The organism is Pseudomonas putida (assembly GCF_001976065.1).
Taxonomy (GTDB): Bacteria; Pseudomonadota; Gammaproteobacteria; order Pseudomonadales; family Pseudomonadaceae; genus Aquipseudomonas; species Aquipseudomonas serbica.
In genome coordinates, this window is record NZ_MNAH01000001.1 from 562,722 (window position 1) to 580,058 (window position 17,337).

Genomic DNA, 17,337 nt, shown 5'->3' on the forward strand with positions numbered 1-17,337 from the left:
TTGCAAACCGGAATTACGATTGGCGTGCAGTCAACGCCGAGTAGCTGTTCATCAAGTTGCGATAGTTTGGAATGCGCTGGGACAAGAGATTACCCAGGCCTTCGATGTCGTTGCGCCAGTCGCGCTGTAGCTCACAGGCCACCGAGAACCAGTTCATCATTTGCGCACCCGCCTGTGTCATACGGTTCCAGGCTGCCTGTTGCACAGTAGTGTTGAACGTACCGGAAGAGTCGGTTACTACGAACACGTCAAAACCCTCTGCCAGTGCCGACAAGGTCGGAAAGGCTACACAGACGTCAGTGACCACACCGGCAATGATCAACTGCTTGCGACCGGTGGCCTTGATTGCCTTGACGAAATCTTCGTTATCCCACGCGTTGATTTGGCCTGGGCGGGCGATATAAGGCGCGTCAGGAAACATCTCTTTCAGCTCCGGCACCAATGGACCATTTGGGCCTTGCTCGAAGCTGGTGGTGAGAATGGTCGGCAGCTCGAAAAACCTGGCTACGTCTGCCAGGGCCAGCACGTTGTTCTTGAACTCGTTGGGTGAAAAGTCCTGAACCAGAGAAATCAGGCCGGTCTGGTGATCGACCAACAGCACTACTGCGTCGTCTTTGTTCAAGCGGTTGTAGGTAGCGTTGCTCATGATGAAGTCCTTTTGAAGTGAGTGAATGTTGTCGTTCAACATGGGCTCAGATTAAGGATCTGGAGGGTGGGGAAAAAGCAGGTGAAATGCGTTTAACTGTCAACTGAGATGAGACAGTTCAGATCATTCTTGAATTGGAGGTGTTTTGAGGGCGATGCCTGACCTGCTTCCTCTTCTTTCTTGGGCGGTATGCAAGAGGGCGCGCTAAAATTTTGCGCCGTATCGTTGCCGTATCCATTGAGAAAAATGTCATTGCTTTTGAGTGAATGGTTTAGGGGAGCCATTCAAGGGTATAGGGGAGAGCTTTTATCGTCCGTGCTGGAACTGATCAGAACTTGAAACGCCTTATCGATTAATTTGACTTGTCGTAGCGAACATTAATGCGCTGATACGCAGCAAGCAGCATCTTGGGAACTTGGTTATCGGTGTGCTTTCTTCAGTCCTCTCAAGCACACATTCGCCGTCTGCACAGCGGCCTTTTCATCCACAGCGCTCGCTCAGATCACTTTAACGGCCCGTCCTATGAACTGAATCGGTCCTGTGGGTTTGCCAGTCGGCGATCCATTGGGGTTTTCCAGCGTCAACTCAAAAAGTTGGTTGGGTTCCAGCGGTGGCAATCTATCCAGGGGTACAGAAAGCGTTTGTCCAGGTTTGACCAGTCCAAGGGATACCGGACCTTGCCAGCCGTCACCCTTGGTCCAGAACTCAAGTGCTTTGTCGATTGGGACTTGCGCGACCCCTAATGGTATCAGTTGGATTTCTCTTGGGCTGCTGGCCTGTATCACCCAGCCGGGCGCCTGATTCTGGGGAGCCACCAGAACGACCAGGTAGGTGGTCGGATTCACCGGCGCTGTTTGTGTCAGCAGCATTGTTCCGAGCAACAACGCTGCGGCCAGACCTGTCCCCGCCAGCCCACGCCATAGCGGCAGAAGGTTCCACCATGAGATTCGCTGCGCGGTGGCCGTCACTCGTGGTGCTCGTCGGTCAATGCCGTTCAAGCTGCGCTCGATACGCCCCCAGAGTAATGCAGTAGGTGTTTGCGGTTCAGCCAGTTCGGTCAACGCAAGCAAACGTTGTTCCCACGCATCCACAACCGCTCGCAAATCGGCGTCATGAGCGAGACGCTTTTGTACTTCGCTACGACGCTCTGCCGACAACGTGCCTAACACATACTCACTCGCCAGCTCTTCAATGTTGTCGGGGCTTTCATCCTGTGGGCTCATGGTCATCTCATGCACTCGCGCAATGCCACCAGACTGCGTTTGATCCAGGCTTTGACGGTCCCCAGCGGTGCGCCCAGTTTCTGTGAAATTTCTGAGTGCGAATAGCCGTCGACATACGCATGAAGGATGCAGTTGCGACGTGCCGGCTCCAGTTGCTCGAGGCACACATAAATACGCCCTGAACGGGCTCGATAATCGAAGGCATCCACATCCTCCAGCGATGCCTCCATGGACGCTGAATCTTGCAGTGCTGTTTCCCGTTGCTCACTGACTTGTACCTCCCTGGCGCTATCACGCATGAAGTTGAGCGCCATATGCCGCGTTACGCAGAAAATCCAACCACGGGCAGAGCCTCTCGCCGGATCGAAACTGGCGGCACGGGTCCAAATCTTGATAAAGACATCGTGCACGATGTCTTCGGCCAGGGCGTTATCACGAGCGATGCGCTTGGCAACACCCAAAAGACGAGCACTTTCCTGCTCATACAAGTCCCGCAGTGCCTGCTGCTCGCCTCGGGCGCAAGCAATCAGGCAGGCTTCATAGTCAAAAAAGGGCTCAGGCAAGGACAAGGTTTTCAGCCATCAGCAGGTGGTAAATACCCCAGCCACAGGGCTGGGGTTGCATCGAAACAGAGTAGACGACTTGTGCGCCGACAACCTGGTCTGGATCGTTGGCTTAATTGGCTGCCCAAAAAATATAGTCAGCCTGATATTTCACTACCTCCCGTTTGCCTCTGTTTGCGGCGGAGCATTCGGTCATGGGCGCTACGCCTCCCTTAATGGCCACCCGCTGGATGTAACTGACACCGTTCATCGCGCCTTTACCTTCAGCAGGGTTGGCCTTGACCAATTGATAAGGGAGGTCGCCGGTACCCAAGGGGGCCACTGCCAGTTGTGTCCCTGTGATTTTAGAGCCGTCCTTAGCTTGCCAGGTAGCAGGCGGTCCGAAGTAAGTGCCAACCTGTATGCCGTTGCGATCATTGAGTACCGCTTTGGGGCCGACGAAAGTCCACTCAGTCTGGCCAATGGCGTTAGCCTTGTCGCGACACTCATACGTGATTTCGCCCGTCCCCACGGTCTCCAGCGCGATCTTATGACCGTCCGGGACCCTGATGGTGTCGGGCAGGTCTGTTTGCGCATAGGCAGCTGGCACAGTGACCAACAGGCAGGTAGCTGCAAGCGTAGTACTAACAGTGCACAGGAATCGTTTCGCGTTCATGCAAGTCTCTCCAGAAAGTGGTCAGTTCAGCAGCTATGGCTACTACCTTTACTACCCGCGGGAGGATTATCTGGATGCACCTGATTGAAAAAATATCTGTGGAGAAAAAGTCGTAGCGTAGACCTGCCAATTTGAACGACGGACAGGCGCAGTGTGGAATGGCGGCTTCTGGCCCAGAGTGTGTAAAAACGCCCGGACAAACCCTTGCTATGATTTCTGAGAATTTCATCGCAAGGGAACCCATGAAACGGTTTATCCAGGGTGAACACCGAGGTCAAAACACCTTACTTCCCGAAAGCCTCGACGACTATGTCAGCGATACCCATCCGGTACGCATGGTTGACGTTTTCGTCGATGAACTCAACCTGGCCAAGCTGGGTTTTGATGGCGTCATTCCAGCCGAAACCTGCATACCACCCTGCGATCCTGCTGAAGATCTATATCTACGGTTACCTCAACCGCATTCAGTCGAGCCGACGCCTTGAGCGAGAAGCCCAGCGCAACGTCGAGCTGATGTGGTTAACCGGGCGTTTGATGCCCGACTTCAAAACCATCGCCAACTTCCGAAAAGACAACAGCAAAGGCATTCGTGGGGTCTGCCGCCAGTTCGTTGTCCTGTGCCAGCAGTTGGGGCTTTTCGAGGAAAACCTGATCGCCATCGACGGCAGTAAATTCAAGGCGGTGAACAATCGTGACCGCAACTTCACCAGCGCCAAACTAAAACGGCGAATGGAAGAAATTGAGTCGAGCATCAACCGTTACCTGACTGCGCTTGATGCGGCTGATCGGAAGGTTCCAACTGCCTCCGTGCTAGATGCCACGCGTCTGGAAGAGAAAATCGCGAAACTTGAAACTCAAATGAAAGAGCTTCTGGTGATCGAGGTTCAGCTCAACGAGTCGCCTGACAAACAGGTCTCACTGACCGATCCTGACGCCCGTTCGATGAAGACACGCGGCAACGGAATCGTCGGCTACAACGTGCAAACAGCGGTCGATACCCAGCACCATTTGATCGTGGTTCACGAGGTCACCAACGCTGGTTCTGACCGAGACCAACTCAGCTCGATGGCGAAGCAGGCTCGGGAAGCGATGGCCTCAGAAACGCTATCGGTACTGGCTGATCGAGGCTACTTCAAGGGCGAGGAAATCCTTGCCTGTCACGACGCAAACATCACCGCCTATGTACCAAAGCCAATGACCTCCAATGCCAAGGCGGAAGGACGATTCAATAAAGATGCCTTCGTTTATGACCCGACGAAAAACGAATATGTCTGTCCGGCGGGAGAAGCGCTGATCTGGCGCTTCTCAAGCGTCGAAAAAGGCATGAATATGCACTGCTACTGGAGTTCACGTTGCCAGAGTTGCGCGCTAAAACCCCAGTGCACACCGAGTACGGATCGGCGAGTCCGTCGCTGGGAACACGAGGCCGTGCTGGAGGAAATGCAGCGTCGAATGAATCATGCACCTGACATGATGCGAGTTCGAAAAAGGACTGTTGAGCATCCCTTCGGGACGCTCAAACAATGGATGGGCTCGACGCACTTCCTGACTCGTAAGTTGGTCGGAGTCAGCGCGGAGATGAGCCTCAACGTGCTCGCCTACAATATGAAACGAGTCATGAAAATCATCGGTACAGAAGGCTTATTGAAAGCGATGGCGACGTAAAAGCCCCAGCATGCTGCTCCAAGAGGCGCTAAAGCGCTTAATAAACGCTTTGCAGCGCTACCGGTGCTAATCATGGCAAATGTTTAGGTAATCGCCTCGCCCAAGAGCGCTGGGCTTAGGCGTCCCTGATACGAAAGTGTTTTTACACACTCTGGACCCAAAGCTGACGTTCGAATTCATCATTCTGGAGCTTGCAGGCATTGATCAGGCGCTATTGATATCTGTTGTTGACGCTCATTCGGGCAATTGACGCGTGCATGGATATGCACATATAGTCCTCCGCATGACAAACCGAATCTCTACACGTTCCCGTGCAATTGATGCTGCAATCGACTCTCTCGATGGAGCCTTCTTCAAAGCTCTGTGCGAGCCGTCGCGGGTAGCTGTGCTCAAGCGAGTCATGCAACTGGGGCGTGCGGATATCGGCGAGATCGCTGAAGGATTACCTCAAGAGCGTTCAGTGGTGTCCCGTCATCTGCAAGTGCTATTAGAGGCGGGCATTGTCCGCGCTACCAAGGTCAGTAGGCAGATGTTCTACGAGGTGGATGGGCCGGCGGTGTTGGCACGGCTCGAAGCCATGCTTCAGCACATGAAGAGTCTGGCTCCGTTTTGCTGCCCTGGTGTATCTGAGTAGTTTTTTTATCATCTCAATATATGCATGAGTGCGCACGCATGAACATAATTAATGAGCCCACGGATGTCATCGTTATTGGTGCGGGCCAAGCTGGGCTCGCGTGCGGTTGGCATCTGCGGCAGCAGAATCTCAGTTTTCTCATATTGGATGCTGAGAGCCAGCCAGGTGGAAACTGGCGCAATTACTCCGACAACCTGAGATTATTTTCTCCTGCTGCTTACTCGTCTTTACCTGGGATGCCCTTTCCAGCGGAAGCTCAGCACTATCCGCTACGCGATGAAGTCGTACGTTATTTGGAGCATTACGCGGACGCTTTCCAGCTACCCATTCGGCAGAACATACGAGTCCAGAGAGTGAGTAGGGAGGATGGACTCTTTTTGCTTCAGGCATCTGATGGTCAGCGTTTCTGCTCAAGAGCGTTGATCGTTTGCACTGGCGGATTCAACCAGCCGTTCATCCCTGACATTCAGGGGCTGGGGAGTTTTCGCGGGCAACGTTTACACAGTGCTGATTACCGAAATGTCGACGGCTTCAGTGATCAACGAGTAGTGGTCATAGGTGCTGCCAACTCAGCTGTACAAATTGCCCATGAGTTGGCTCAAGTCAGCAGCGTCGTATTGGCGACAAGGGAATCGATTCGGTTTTTTCCGCAAAAGATCCTCGGTGTGGATTTTCATGCTTGGCTCAAGTGGACAGGGATGGAGAAGACTCGTTGGCTGAATGATCAAAGTACCCCTGTACTGGATGATGGTAACTATCGTCGAGCCATGAAGCAGGGACTTTTTGAGCGCAAGCCGATGTTCACGGAGGTAACGTCAACGGGCGTGATCTGGGCTGATGGGCAGCACACTGACGTGGATAGTTTGGTTTTCGCGACCGGGTTTCGTCCGAACCTTGGTTTTTTGGCAGGTCTGCACGTGGCGGGCAATGAAAGCCTCACCCAACGCAACGGGAAAGCGGAGCATGTACCGGGTTTGTATTTTGTGGGATTACCGAAGCAGCGCAACTTTGCTTCGGCAACCCTTAGAGGCGTTGGGCCGGATGCTTCTCACATCATTCCTGGCTTGATGCGCTTCATTCACAATGCATCGGCCCCAGTGTTCGCTTGATGCAGAATCTGGGTGAAACCCATGGCCCATACGAGCCTGGAGCGATTGATCGGAGGATGAATCTGCTCTGGAAGTGTCACAACCGGTGCGTCCATTTTTTGTTGTCAGTGACAACAAGCTAACGCCTTCCTTTGGCTATCGTCAATCGAGAGATCGGTGTTGACGATTTCGGGAAATCAGGATTACTGTTGCACCTAACAACTAATTTGTGACGGTTATGACGAAGCGAAAAATCGATCAGCTCACTCAGGATTCCGAGGACTTGTACGAGGCGTTGAACCAGTTGGTTCGCGTCCATCAGTTCCGTGATCGAGATCGGATCTGCTGTTACGACGTGTCGGTGACCCAGTGCTATGCCGTCGAAACGCTGGTTAAAAGGGGCGCATTGCGCCTTCAGGTCTTGGCGCAAGAAATGTTCTTGGACAAGAGTACGGCGAGTCGAGTGATAGATACCCTGGAGCGCAAAGGGTATGTGTCCCGCGTTGAGGATGATGAGGATCGGCGTGCGGTGCGAATTCAGGCAACGGATTCTGGACGTGAGCTATACGCGAAAATCAGAGCGGACCTGATAGCTGAGGAGCGAGCGATGATTGAGAACCTGTCAGCTGAAGCCAGGCAGGGAGCACTGAGTTTGCTGAGGCAGATTACGCGGGCCACGGAGATTCGCTGCGGGCTCGTGAGTGAGTGCTGCCCAGCCGTGAAGAGTAAGGATTGAAAGGGAAAAATTTCCCTTTTTTGCCAATAATGTTGTTACTGCCAACGTAATGGGGCTCCAACGATGCGAGTTCGTTTAGCTGAACCGAAAGACACTGTTTCGATAGCTGCCATCTACAACAGGGGGATCGAGGAGCGCAGTTCTACGTTTGAAACGACTCCTCGAAGCCCGGCAGACATGCTTGATCGCATCAAAACAATGGAGCGTTTTCCAGTGTTGGTCATGGTCGACGAGACAGATCAGGTTGTTGGCTGGGCTGGGCTCAGTAGTTATCGCGCTCGTGCCTGTTACGACGGCATTGCGGATTTTTCTATTTACCTGGACCGCAGCGTTCGCGGCCAGGGACTCGGCAAACAGTTACTTCAGTCACTGCTGAAAGAAGCCGAAGTTCGCGGATTCTGGAAAGTCCTTTCACGCATCTTCACCTTCAATCACGCCAGCCTCGCATTGTGCGAAACCTGCGGTTTCCGCCAAGTTGGGGTGTATGAAAAACACGCCTGCCTTGAAGGACGCTGGCTCGACTGCGCGATTGTCGAGCGTCTGTTCCCGAACAATCAGCCAACCTGAAGAAGGAGTTGATCATGGAAAACGCTCACCTTCCCGTCGCCATAATCGGTGCCGGTCCAGTGGGCCTGGCGGCAGCTGCTCACCTGCTGGCGCGAGGTCTCACGCCGCTGATTCTGGAAGCGGGCCCGAAAGCGGGGTCCAGCATTGAAAAATGGGCGCATGTGAAGATGTTCTCTCCGTGGCAGTTCAATGTGGACAAGGAGGCGGCCAAACTTTTGCTGGCCGATGGTTGGACTCCACCACCGGAGAGCGAGTATCCAACGGGCCGTGAACTGCTGGATTGCTTTGTTCGACCTCTCGCGGACCTCGATCAGATCAAGCGTCACTTGCAGCTCAATACCCGTGTTCTGGCAGCCACTCGCGTCGGTCAGGATGTGATGAAGACTCAGGGCAGATCAGCAGCTCCTTTTTTACTGCGTGTCTCAGGGTCAGCGGGTGAACAAAATGTGCTGGCCAGTGCTGTCATTGATGCCTCGGGCACCTACCTGACACCAAACTGGATGGGCGCCCATGGCATCCCAGCCTTGGGCGAGATCGAGCATGCGGAACACATCGAGTATGGCATTGCGCAGGTGCTGGGTCGTGCGCGGAATCGCTATGCCAACAAAAGAGTGCTGGTGGTGGGTGGTGGTCACTCCGCGTTTAACGCCCTACAGGATCTGGTGCGTCTGATTCAGGAGGCACCGCAAACCAAAGTGCTCTGGGCGATCCGGGGTAATTCTCTTGAGCGCATTCTGGGTGGTGGTGCGAATGATCAATTGGAAGAGCGCGGAAAGCTCGGCCTGAAGATTCGCCAATTGCTAAGTGACGGCGTGATCGAGCTGTTCAAAAACGTCGCTATCGATCAGGTTGTAGGCAATGGCCAAGGGTTGGTTGTGAAGGCGGGAGACCAGATACTTCCACCTGTGGACCAAATCATTGTGGCGACTGGATTCCGACCTGACATGAGCCTGCTCGCCGAGTTGCGAATCGCACTTGATCCCGCAACTCAAAGCGCAGTGTTGCTCGCTCCAATGATCGATCCCAACGAGCACAGCTGCGGTACGGTCAGACCTCATGGCGCGATAGAACTTGCCCATCCTGAGGAAGGTTTGTTCATTGTTGGAATGAAGAGCTATGGTCGGGCGCCTACGTTCTTGTTGATGACTGGGTATGAGCAAGTTCGCTCTGTCATCGCGGCGCTGGCGGGTGATTGGGGTGCGGCCAAAAGGGTTGAGCTGATCCTCCCGGAAACGGGCATTTGCAACTCGGATTTCGATGAAGTCGATGATCGCTTGAAGGCTTCGGCAAGTCAGACGTCTTATTGTGGCACCGGAGAGACAATCCTTGAGGCCGCGCCTCGTACCTCGCCGGGTTGTTGCAAAGCCTAGTGCGCAGCAACCGAACCCGCCCTCGATGACCGGGGCTGGTTAGGGGCGACCTTCTTATTTTCTTTTGCACGTCCAGGTAGTCCTTGAACCAAGGAGCGACCTATTTCTGCGTGAGTGACAGATTCATTACAGAAACCATATATACACCGCCGCAGATATTTGAAGAGACACGGAAGGCTGGCTAGCGCCGTAATACACAGCTTTCATTGAAGGTGCTTGGCGGGGTCCAATCGTTTTGATGGATTCATGGGTCGCTGGCTCTTTACCTTGCATGCGGAAAAACATATATTCGTTAAACCGCATATGAGCTGAGGCTTCACAATGGCCAGCAAAGCCCGTGTCCTGTTCGTCTGTACTGCCAACGCTGCACGCTCCCAGTTGGCCCAAGCGTTGCTGAGGCATACCGATTCGGAGCATTTCGAGGCGTTCAGCGCCGGCACAACCCCAACTCAGGTAGATCCGCGCACCTTCGAGTCGCTTTCACACATCGGTGTGAGCACCGAAGGATTACGTAGCAAGTCGATAGACGAGTTCGGTGGTGAGCGTTTCGATTACGTCATCACCTTGTGTGATAAAGCCGCAGCGGAATGCCTGTCTTTACCTGGAGCGGGTGAGGCATTGGCCTGGAGTTTTGAAGACCCGGTCACCAGCACCAAACCCGATGCCTTCCGTCACACCCTTCACGAAATTCATGAGCGCATCAAGATGTTCGTCTTGGTCAAAAACAAACATTGAGAAACGATATGGCTGACCATCTGACACCGACCACTGTTTTCAAATGCCTGGCTGACGACACTCGGGTCCGCACGATGATGCTCATCACTCGTGAAGGAGAGCTTTGTGTTTGCGAGCTGACCTGCGCGTTGAACGAGAGTCAGCCAAAAATCTCCAGGCACCTGGCGCAACTGCGTACTTGCGGCCTGTTGTCGGACCGTCGGCAAGGCCAATGGGTGTATTACCGACTGCACCCGAATCTCCCTGATTGGGTTCATCAAGTGCTGACCACCGTGCTGGAAAGCAACAAGCACTGGTTGAGCCCTGATGCCAAACGCCTTGATGAAATGGGTGACCGTCCTGAACGGGCAGTCGTGTGCTGTGAAAGCAAAATCGCCTGATTCCGCCTTCGACTACGAGAACGCTCGATGAAAATCCTGTTCCTCTGCACTGCCAATTGCTGTCGCAGCATCCTCTATGAAGCGGTCTTCAATCACTTGGCACCGGAAGACATGAAAGCCTACAGCGCGGGCAGTCAGCCCAAAGGTGAAGTGCATCCGTTGAGTCTCAAGACGTTGGAAAACGCTGGTATGTCGACGCTCGGGCTGTTCAGTAAGTCCAGCGATGTCCATGTGAACCTGGCTCCTGATTTCGTCATCACGGTGTGCGACAAGGCTGCCAGTGAGGCCTGCCCGGTATTTTTTGGACCCGCCACCAAAGCCCACTGGGGGCTGGCTGACCCTTCTGAATACCACGGAACTCAAGAAGAGATTGAGGCGGCTTTTGAAGCCACTTTGGAGCAGATCAAAACCCGTATTGAAGCCTTCCTGGCTTTACCGCTATCCCAACTGAGTGCCGAGCAGCTCAAGGCAGAGCTGGCCCTGATTGGCACGCTGTAATCACAGGAGCAATGATCATGAGTAAAAGCCGCCTTTCCTTCCTGGACCGTTACCTGACTCTATGGATTTTTCTCGCCATGGCGTTGGGCATCGGTTTGGGGAGCCTGTTCGAAGGCTGGCCGCAGTGGCTCAACAGTCTTTCTGTGGGCACAACCAACATCCCCATCGCTATCGGCTTGATCGTGATGATGTATCCGCCTCTGGCTAAGGTTCGTTATGAGGAGCTGCCGGAAGTCTTCAAGGACAAGCGCATCCTTGTTTTGTCTTTGGTGCAGAACTGGGTCATCGGACCGGTACTAATGTTCGCGCTGGCGATCATTTTCTTGCGGGACCAGCCGGAATACATGACGGGCCTGATCCTGATCGGGTTGGCGCGTTGCATCGCGATGGTGCTGGTCTGGAATCAGATCGCAGGTGGCAACAATCAATATGTCGCCGGGCTGGTGGCGTTCAACAGCATCTTCCAGATCCTGTTTTTCAGCGTGTATGCCTGGGTCTTCCTTGGGCTGTTGCCGCCGCTGTTCGGGCTGGAAGGTAGTGTGATTGAGACCAGCTTCGTCAGCATTGCCGAGTCGGTTTTGATCTACCTGGGTGTGCCGTTCCTGGCCGGCTTCTTGACCCGCAAGATCCTCATCGCCCGTAAAGGCGAAGCTTGGTTCCAGGAGCGCTTCATTCCAAAAATCAGCCCGCTAACGCTGGTGGCACTTCTGTTGACCATCGTGGCCATGTTCAGCCTAAAGGGTGACGTGGTATTGCAATTGCCGCTGGATGTATTGCGTATCGCGATCCCGCTCACAATCTACTTCGTTGTGATGTTTTTCATCAGTTTCTGGATGGGCAAGCTGCTCAAGGCGGATTACCCGCGCACCACCGCACTGGCTTTCACAGCCGCAAGCAACAACTTCGAACTGGCGATTGCCGTGGCCATTGCCACCTTCGGCCTGGCTTCCCCGGTCGCTTTCGCCACGGTGATTGGTCCGCTGGTGGAAGTACCGGTACTGATTTCCCTGGTCGGTGTGGCCCTTTGGCTGAAACGCCGCTGGTTCGATGAATCCAAGAGCGCCATTGCGCAGGACAATGACTATGTTTGATGACCATATCCCCCAACTCGCTACCGAACTGGTTGATCTCCCATCGACAGACAAACTCGGTATCGAAAAGACCTCCATCCACAAGCCGCGCATTTTGCTGCTGTACGGATCGACCCGTGAGCGCTCCTTCAGTCGGTTGCTGGTAGAGGAAGCCGCTCGGTTGCTGGAGCACTTCGGCGCCGAGGCGCGGATTTTCAATCCGTCCGGTTTGCCGCTGCCAGACGACGCTCCCGACGATCACCCCCGTGTGAAGGAACTGCGCGAGCTGATGCTGTGGTCCGAGGGGCAGGTTTGGTGTTCCCCGGAACGTCACGGCTCGATGAGCGCGGTCTTCAAGGCGCAGATCGACTGGGTGCCACTGGCGATGGGCGCGGTACGCCCGACCCAGGGCAAAACCCTCGCGGTCATGCAGGTATGCGGTGGCTCGCAGTCGTTCAACGTGGTCAATCAGCTGCGCGTGCTGGGACGTTGGATGCGCATGTTCACCATCCCCAATCAGTCCTCCGTGCCGAAGGCCTATATGGAGTTCGACGATAACGGCCGGATGAAACCTTCTCCGTTCTACGACCGTGTCGTTGATGTGATGGAAGAGTTGGTGAAATTCACGCTGCTGCTTCGCGACCGCCAGGACTACCTGGTGGATCGTTATTCCGAACGCAAAGAGTCAGCGGAAGAACTCATGAGACGTGTCAATCAGCGCTCCATTTGAGGATTTTTCACCGTGCAACAACACCCTTATTCCGTACTGCCGCTGGCTCAGTTCAATGGCCAATTGATCTTCACCCCGTGCCCAGGCACGAAGGGCACCAGGCCTTTCGAGGCGTTGCAAACACTTAAGGATGCGGGCGCATCGGCGTTGCTGACGCTGATGCCGACCGAGGAGTTGCTTCAGAACGAGATCGACCTGCTGCCCGAAGAGTGCCAAATGCTCGGCATCGAGTGGTTTCACCTGCCAGTAGAAGATGATCAAGCGCCTGGCGAAGCATTTAAAGCCGCATGGGAACAACACCATCCACGACTTAAGCAGCTGCTGGCCGAAGGAAAAACCATTGCCATCCATTGCAAGGGCGGATCGGGTCGTACCGGTTTGATCGCGGCTCAACTGTTGATCGAGAGCGGTGTGCCATTCAGCGATGCCATCCGCGATGTTCAGTCGTTGCGTCCGCGGGCCATCCAGCATCCTGCCCATATCGAATACATCGGCCAGTTCGACACTCAGTCGAACTCCCACTGACAACAGATACAGAGCACAACAACATGACTATCAAAGTTGGCATCAATGGTTTCGGTCGGATCGGTCGCCTCGCGTTGCGAGCAGCCTGGGGCTGGCCAGAATTCGAATTCGTGCAGATCAACGATCCAGCGGGTGACGCGACGACCCATGCGCACCTGCTGAACTTCGACTCGGTGCATGGCCGTTGGCACCACGAAGCCAGCGCAGAAGGCGATCAGGTGGTGATTGGCGGCAAGCGCATCAAGGTGACCGCTAACAAAGCGATTGCCGACACCGACTGGTCAGGTTGCGATCTGGTGATCGAGGCCAGCGGCAAGATGAAAACCGTGGCGGTGTTGCAAGCCTACCTGGATCAGGGCGTTAAGCGTGTGGTGGTTTGCGCGCCGGTGAAGGAAAAAGGGGCGTTGAACGTCGTCATGGGCGTCAACCATCAGTTGTTCAAACCGGCTGAACATCGCATCGTTACCGCCGCTTCGTGCACCACTAACTGTCTAGCGCCCGTGGTGAAAGTCATCCACGAGAAACTGGGCATTCGTCATGGCTCGATCACCACTATCCACGACCTGACGAACACCCAAAGCATTCTCGATCAACCGCACAAGGATCTGCGTCGTGCGCGTGCTTCGGGCATGAGCCTGATCCCGACCAGCACCGGCTCGGCCACCGCGATTGCCGAAATCTTCCCAGAGCTGCGTGGGCGCCTGAACGGCCACGCCGTACGCGTGCCGCTGGCCAACGCTTCACTGACTGACTGCGTCTTTGAAGTCGAGCGTGCCACCACTGTTGAGGAGGTGAATCAACTCCTCAAGGACGCCTCCGAGAACGAGCTGAAAGACATCCTCGGTTTTGAGGAGCGTCCGTTGGTGTCCATCGACTACCGCACCGACCCGCGCTCATCGATCATCGATGCACTGTCGACGATGGTGATCAATGGCACTCAAGTGAAGATCTATGCCTGGTACGACAACGAATGGGGCTATGCCAATCGCGCCGTCGAACTGGCCAAACTGGTCAGTCTGGCGGACTAAGGAGCGGTCATGAAAGCGTTGTCAGCCCTCGCTCCGGAAGTGCGGCAGTACTTGCTCGTCACGGGCAACTATTGGGCCTTCACCCTCACCGACGGTGCCTTGCGCATGTTGGTGGTGTTGCACTTTCACGCGTTGGGCTACAGCCCACTGCAAATCGCGGCGTTGTTTCTGTTCTACGAAATCTTTGGCGTGATCACCAACCTGGTGGGTGGCTACCTCGGCGCCCGGCTGGGCCTGAACCGAACCATGAACATCGGGCTGGGCATCCAAGTCGCGGCGCTGCTGATGCTGACGGTTCCTGTCGCTTGGCTAACCATCCCATGGGTGATGGGCGCACAGGCGCTGTCGGGGATTGCAAAAGACCTGAACAAGATGAGCGCCAAAAGCTCCATCAAGCTTCTTGTTCCGGATGGGCAACAGGGAAAGCTCTACAAGTGGGTGGCAATCCTCACCGGCTCGAAGAACGCGCTCAAGGGTGTCGGCTTCTTTCTTGGCGGGGCCTTGCTGGCACTGATCGGCTTCAAAGGCGCCTTGTTGGCAATGGCGGGTGTCCTGGCGCTGATCTGGATCAGCAGCTTGATTCTGTTGAAGAAGGACCTGGGCAAGGCCAAAGCCAAGCCCAAATTTCGCGACATCCTGTCCAAGAGCCGGGCAATCAATATCCTCTCAGCGGCGCGGATGTTCCTGTTCGGTGCCCGCGATGTCTGGTTTGTGGTGGCCTTGCCGGTGTACCTGAGCAGCGTGTTCGGCTGGGACTTCTGGGAGGTTGGCGGCTTCCTTGCGGCCTGGGTGATTGGCTACGGCATCGTGCAGTCCTTCGCGCCCAACATCACCGGTAAGAAACGTGGACGCGTACCGGATGGTCGTGCGGCATTTTTGTGGGCACTAGCACTGGCAGGCTTGCCTGCGGCAATCGCTCTCGGGCTGAACACTGGTTTGTCGCAGCAGATGGTGCTGCTCGGCGGTTTGATGGTCTTTGGCGCGCTGTTCGCGGTGAACTCGTCGCTGCACAGCTACCTGATCGTGTCCTACGCCAAGGAGGATGGAGTGTCGCTTGATGTGGGTTTTTATTACATGTCGAACGCCCTGGGGCGACTTATCGGCACAGTGCTCTCTGGCTGGGTTTATCAGTTGTATGGGCTGGGTGCGTGTTTATGGATATCGAGTGCATTTGTGCTGCTTGCAGCTTTGATTTCGATTGCATTGCCTCGTCACGCAGGTGAATGACTGCTTTTGGCCGATTGTGTTGAAAAAGTCGATGTTGATATCCTCAACCGTTCTCGTGGACTGATTCTGGATAGATGCTCATGTTGACTGGCTTGAATCATTTTACGTTGGCGGTTGTGAACCTCTCTCGCAGCATTGAGTTTTATGTGGCTCTACCCGGGTTTAGATTGGCTGCCCGCTGGGAGACGGGGGCTTATCTTTCCCTCGGTGATCTCTGGCTTTGTCTGTCTCTCGATGAGAGCCGTGTGGCGGAAAAACAGCCTGATTACACCCACTATGCGTTTTCGGTGGGGCAGGATGATTTTGAAGAAGTCACCGCTTACTTGCGGCTTCGTAACGTTATTGAGTGGAAGTCCAATTCGAGCGAAGGTAACTCGTTTTATTTTTCGGATCCCGATGGGCATCGTCTGGAAGTGCATGTAGGCAGCCTCGCTTCAAGGCTTGAGCAATGTCGGCGCCATCCGTATGCAGGTATGGAGTTTTTTGACTGACCGTTTTCGTCTGATTTTATTGAAAAAGTAGCTCTGCTATCTGGCCTGCGGCAAAATCTCTACATTGGCCAGCAGGGAAGCACGCAGCATGATGGGACAGTTATCGAGTGGGCAGGAACGGCTGTTTTACTCGTTTAACCTTGAAGATCACATCCCCGCCAATCACCTTCTGCGTAGCATTGATCGGTGTCTCGATCTGAGCGACTTGCGCCATTACCTCGCCGATTTTTACAGCCCGATTGGGCGTCCGTCGATTGATCCCGAACTGATGAACCGCATGCTGATCGTGGGCTATTGCTACGGCATTCGCTCAGAGCGGCGGCTGTGCGAAGAGGCCCATTTGAACCTGGCGTATCGCTGGTTCTGCCGGTTGAGCCTTGAAGATGAAGTCCCCAATCACTCGACCTTTTCCAAAAATAGACACCGCCGTTTTCGGGACAGCGATCTGTTTCGCTGGCTGTTCAATGAAGTGCTGCGTCGTTGCATGGACGCAGGCCTGATCAAGGGCGAAGGCTTCGCCGTGGACACCAGCATCATCAAAGCGGATGCGAGTCGGCAGCGCGGCGTACCGGGTGATGAACAGGTCAACTGGAGCGATCCGACCCTGAGCACCCGCGCCGTGCGTGAGTACCTTGAAGCCCTCGATGAAGAGGCTTTGGCCGAAACGCTACCCAAGCGCCTGTCGCTGACGGATCCTCAGGCCCGCTGGACCGCTGGACCGCTGGACCGCTGGACCGCTGCTCCAGGCGGCCCAGCTTTCTACGCTTACTCTACGAATTACCTCATCGATACCGAGCACGGCGTGATCATGGAGGTGGAACCCACACCGGCTCATAGAACCGCAGAAGTCGAGAGCACCAAGACGATGATTGATCGGGTCGAAGCGCAGTTCGACATCAAGCCGGAACGCCTCATTGGCGACACTGCTTACGGTACAGCGCCGATGCTGGCCTGGATGGTGGAGGAAAAAGACATCGAACCGCATGTGCCGGTGTGGGACAAAACTGAGCGCAAGAACGACAGCTTTTCGAGTAACGATTTCCACTGGAATGAAGAGGCTGAGGAATACCGCTGCCCAGCCGGCAACGTATTACGCAGCGAATGGCGAGCCTTCAAGAACGAGCGTTCGCACGTCACAAAAGCTAACACCATCATCTTCCGCTCCGGGCAGACCGACTGCGTAGCCTGTCCGATGAAAGCCAAGTGCTGCCCGAACACTTCGATTCGCAAGATCGTCCGCAGCGTCCATGAAGCCGCGCGTGATGTGGCTCGACGCGTCGCGGCGACGCCTGAGTACGTGCGCTCTCGCCACGAACGTAAGAAGGTCGAAATGTTGTTTGCCCACCTCAAGCGCATCCTGAAACTGGATCGCTTGCGACTACGTGGCATGAGTGGCGCGTCCGATGAGTTCACGCTGGCGGCCGCGGTACAGAACCTGCGACGGCTGGCCAAACTTGCATTTGAAGGGCCACCTTCTATGGGATAGGTGCGCCTGCACGAAGCAAA

19 protein-coding genes and 1 pseudogene are annotated in these 17,337 nt (G+C 54.9%); 16 read left to right on the forward strand and 4 right to left on the reverse strand.

All coding sequences use genetic code 11. From position 1 onward, the window contains the following. Positions 1-13: 13 nt before the first annotated feature. The 4 genes from ycaC to BKX96_RS02600 form a co-directional block, all read right to left on the reverse strand. Positions 14-646, reverse strand: a complete 633-nt coding sequence (gene ycaC / locus BKX96_RS02585; RefSeq protein ID WP_046815422.1) for an isochorismate family cysteine hydrolase YcaC — start codon at positions 644-646, stop codon at positions 14-16. 497 nt (positions 647-1,143) lie between these two features. Continuing rightward, positions 1,144-1,875: an anti-sigma factor gene (locus tag BKX96_RS02590; protein ID WP_077182591.1), complete on the reverse strand. Its 732-nt coding sequence runs from the start codon at positions 1,873-1,875 to the stop codon at positions 1,144-1,146. Next, entirely contained in the window at positions 1,872-2,438 is a 567-nt protein-coding gene (locus BKX96_RS02595) for a sigma-70 family RNA polymerase sigma factor (protein ID WP_080956957.1), read from the reverse strand. Before BKX96_RS02595 ends, BKX96_RS02590 begins: the two co-directional genes overlap by 4 nt. Positions 2,439-2,544: 106 nt before the next feature. Beyond that, positions 2,545-3,087: a DUF3455 domain-containing protein gene (locus tag BKX96_RS02600; protein ID WP_077182592.1), complete on the reverse strand. Its 543-nt coding sequence runs from the start codon at positions 3,085-3,087 to the stop codon at positions 2,545-2,547. A 242-nt stretch (positions 3,088-3,329) separates the two neighbouring features. On the opposite strand from BKX96_RS02600, the pseudogene BKX96_RS02605 reads away from it, so the two are divergent. The 16 genes and pseudogenes from BKX96_RS02605 (at position 3,330) to BKX96_RS02680 (ending at position 17,317) form a co-directional block, all read left to right on the forward strand. Beyond that, a pseudogene (locus BKX96_RS02605) lies at positions 3,330-4,752 on the forward strand (IS1182 family transposase). A 283-nt stretch (positions 4,753-5,035) separates the two neighbouring features. Beyond that, complete coding sequence (locus tag BKX96_RS02610; protein WP_046815150.1) at positions 5,036-5,386, forward strand: ArsR/SmtB family transcription factor; 351 nt, start codon at positions 5,036-5,038, stop codon at positions 5,384-5,386. Between the two features lie 38 nt (positions 5,387-5,424). After that, positions 5,425-6,495 carry a flavin-containing monooxygenase gene (locus BKX96_RS02615; protein ID WP_077182593.1) on the forward strand — a complete coding sequence of 357 codons (1,071 nt, stop codon included), beginning with the start codon at positions 5,425-5,427 and terminating at the stop codon, positions 6,493-6,495. A gap of 217 nt (positions 6,496-6,712) precedes the next feature. Beyond that, entirely contained in the window at positions 6,713-7,210 is a 498-nt protein-coding gene (locus BKX96_RS02620) for a MarR family winged helix-turn-helix transcriptional regulator (protein WP_046815152.1), read from the forward strand. Positions 7,211-7,273: 63 nt separating this feature from the next. Next, on the forward strand, positions 7,274-7,777 hold the full coding sequence (locus tag BKX96_RS02625; RefSeq protein ID WP_046815153.1) for an arsinothricin resistance N-acetyltransferase ArsN1 family A: 504 nt from the start codon (positions 7,274-7,276) through the stop codon (positions 7,775-7,777). Positions 7,778-7,791: 14 nt separating this feature from the next. Beyond that, a complete protein-coding gene (locus tag BKX96_RS02630) occupies positions 7,792-9,147 on the forward strand; it encodes an FAD-dependent oxidoreductase (RefSeq protein WP_046815154.1) in 1,356 nt (451 codons plus the stop codon). A 321-nt stretch (positions 9,148-9,468) separates the two neighbouring features. Then, complete coding sequence (locus BKX96_RS02635) at positions 9,469-9,882, forward strand: arsenate reductase ArsC (protein ID WP_077182594.1); 414 nt, start codon at positions 9,469-9,471, stop codon at positions 9,880-9,882. Between the two features lie 8 nt (positions 9,883-9,890). Further along, positions 9,891-10,262 (forward strand): metalloregulator ArsR/SmtB family transcription factor, encoded by a 372-nt coding sequence (locus tag BKX96_RS02640; RefSeq protein ID WP_046815156.1) that lies wholly within the window; start codon positions 9,891-9,893, stop codon positions 10,260-10,262. 27 nt (positions 10,263-10,289) lie between these two features. After that, complete coding sequence (locus BKX96_RS02645) at positions 10,290-10,760, forward strand: arsenate reductase ArsC (protein WP_077182595.1); 471 nt, start codon at positions 10,290-10,292, stop codon at positions 10,758-10,760. Between the two features lie 17 nt (positions 10,761-10,777). Then, a complete protein-coding gene (arsB, locus tag BKX96_RS02650; RefSeq protein WP_077182596.1) occupies positions 10,778-11,851 on the forward strand; it encodes an ACR3 family arsenite efflux transporter in 1,074 nt (357 codons plus the stop codon). Continuing rightward, positions 11,844-12,560, forward strand: coding sequence for an arsenical resistance protein ArsH (gene arsH, locus BKX96_RS02655; protein ID WP_077182597.1), 717 nt, complete (start codon positions 11,844-11,846; stop codon positions 12,558-12,560). Before arsB ends, arsH begins: the two co-directional genes overlap by 8 nt. 12 nt (positions 12,561-12,572) lie before the next feature. Beyond that, on the forward strand, positions 12,573-13,085 hold the full coding sequence (locus tag BKX96_RS02660; RefSeq protein WP_077182598.1) for a cyclin-dependent kinase inhibitor 3 family protein: 513 nt from the start codon (positions 12,573-12,575) through the stop codon (positions 13,083-13,085). 23 nt (positions 13,086-13,108) lie between these two features. After that, entirely contained in the window at positions 13,109-14,113 is a 1,005-nt protein-coding gene (locus tag BKX96_RS02665; protein WP_077182599.1) for an ArsJ-associated glyceraldehyde-3-phosphate dehydrogenase, read from the forward strand. Between the two features lie 9 nt (positions 14,114-14,122). After that, complete coding sequence (gene arsJ / locus BKX96_RS02670; RefSeq protein WP_077182600.1) at positions 14,123-15,340, forward strand: organoarsenical effux MFS transporter ArsJ; 1,218 nt, start codon at positions 14,123-14,125, stop codon at positions 15,338-15,340. A gap of 80 nt (positions 15,341-15,420) precedes the next feature. Next, positions 15,421-15,831, forward strand: coding sequence for a fosfomycin resistance glutathione transferase (fos, locus tag BKX96_RS02675; RefSeq protein ID WP_077182601.1), 411 nt, complete (start codon positions 15,421-15,423; stop codon positions 15,829-15,831). Between the two features lie 88 nt (positions 15,832-15,919). Beyond that, positions 15,920-17,317: an IS5/IS1182 family transposase gene (locus BKX96_RS02680; protein WP_077182602.1), complete on the forward strand. Its 1,398-nt coding sequence runs from the start codon at positions 15,920-15,922 to the stop codon at positions 17,315-17,317. Positions 17,318-17,337: the final 20 nt, after the last annotated feature.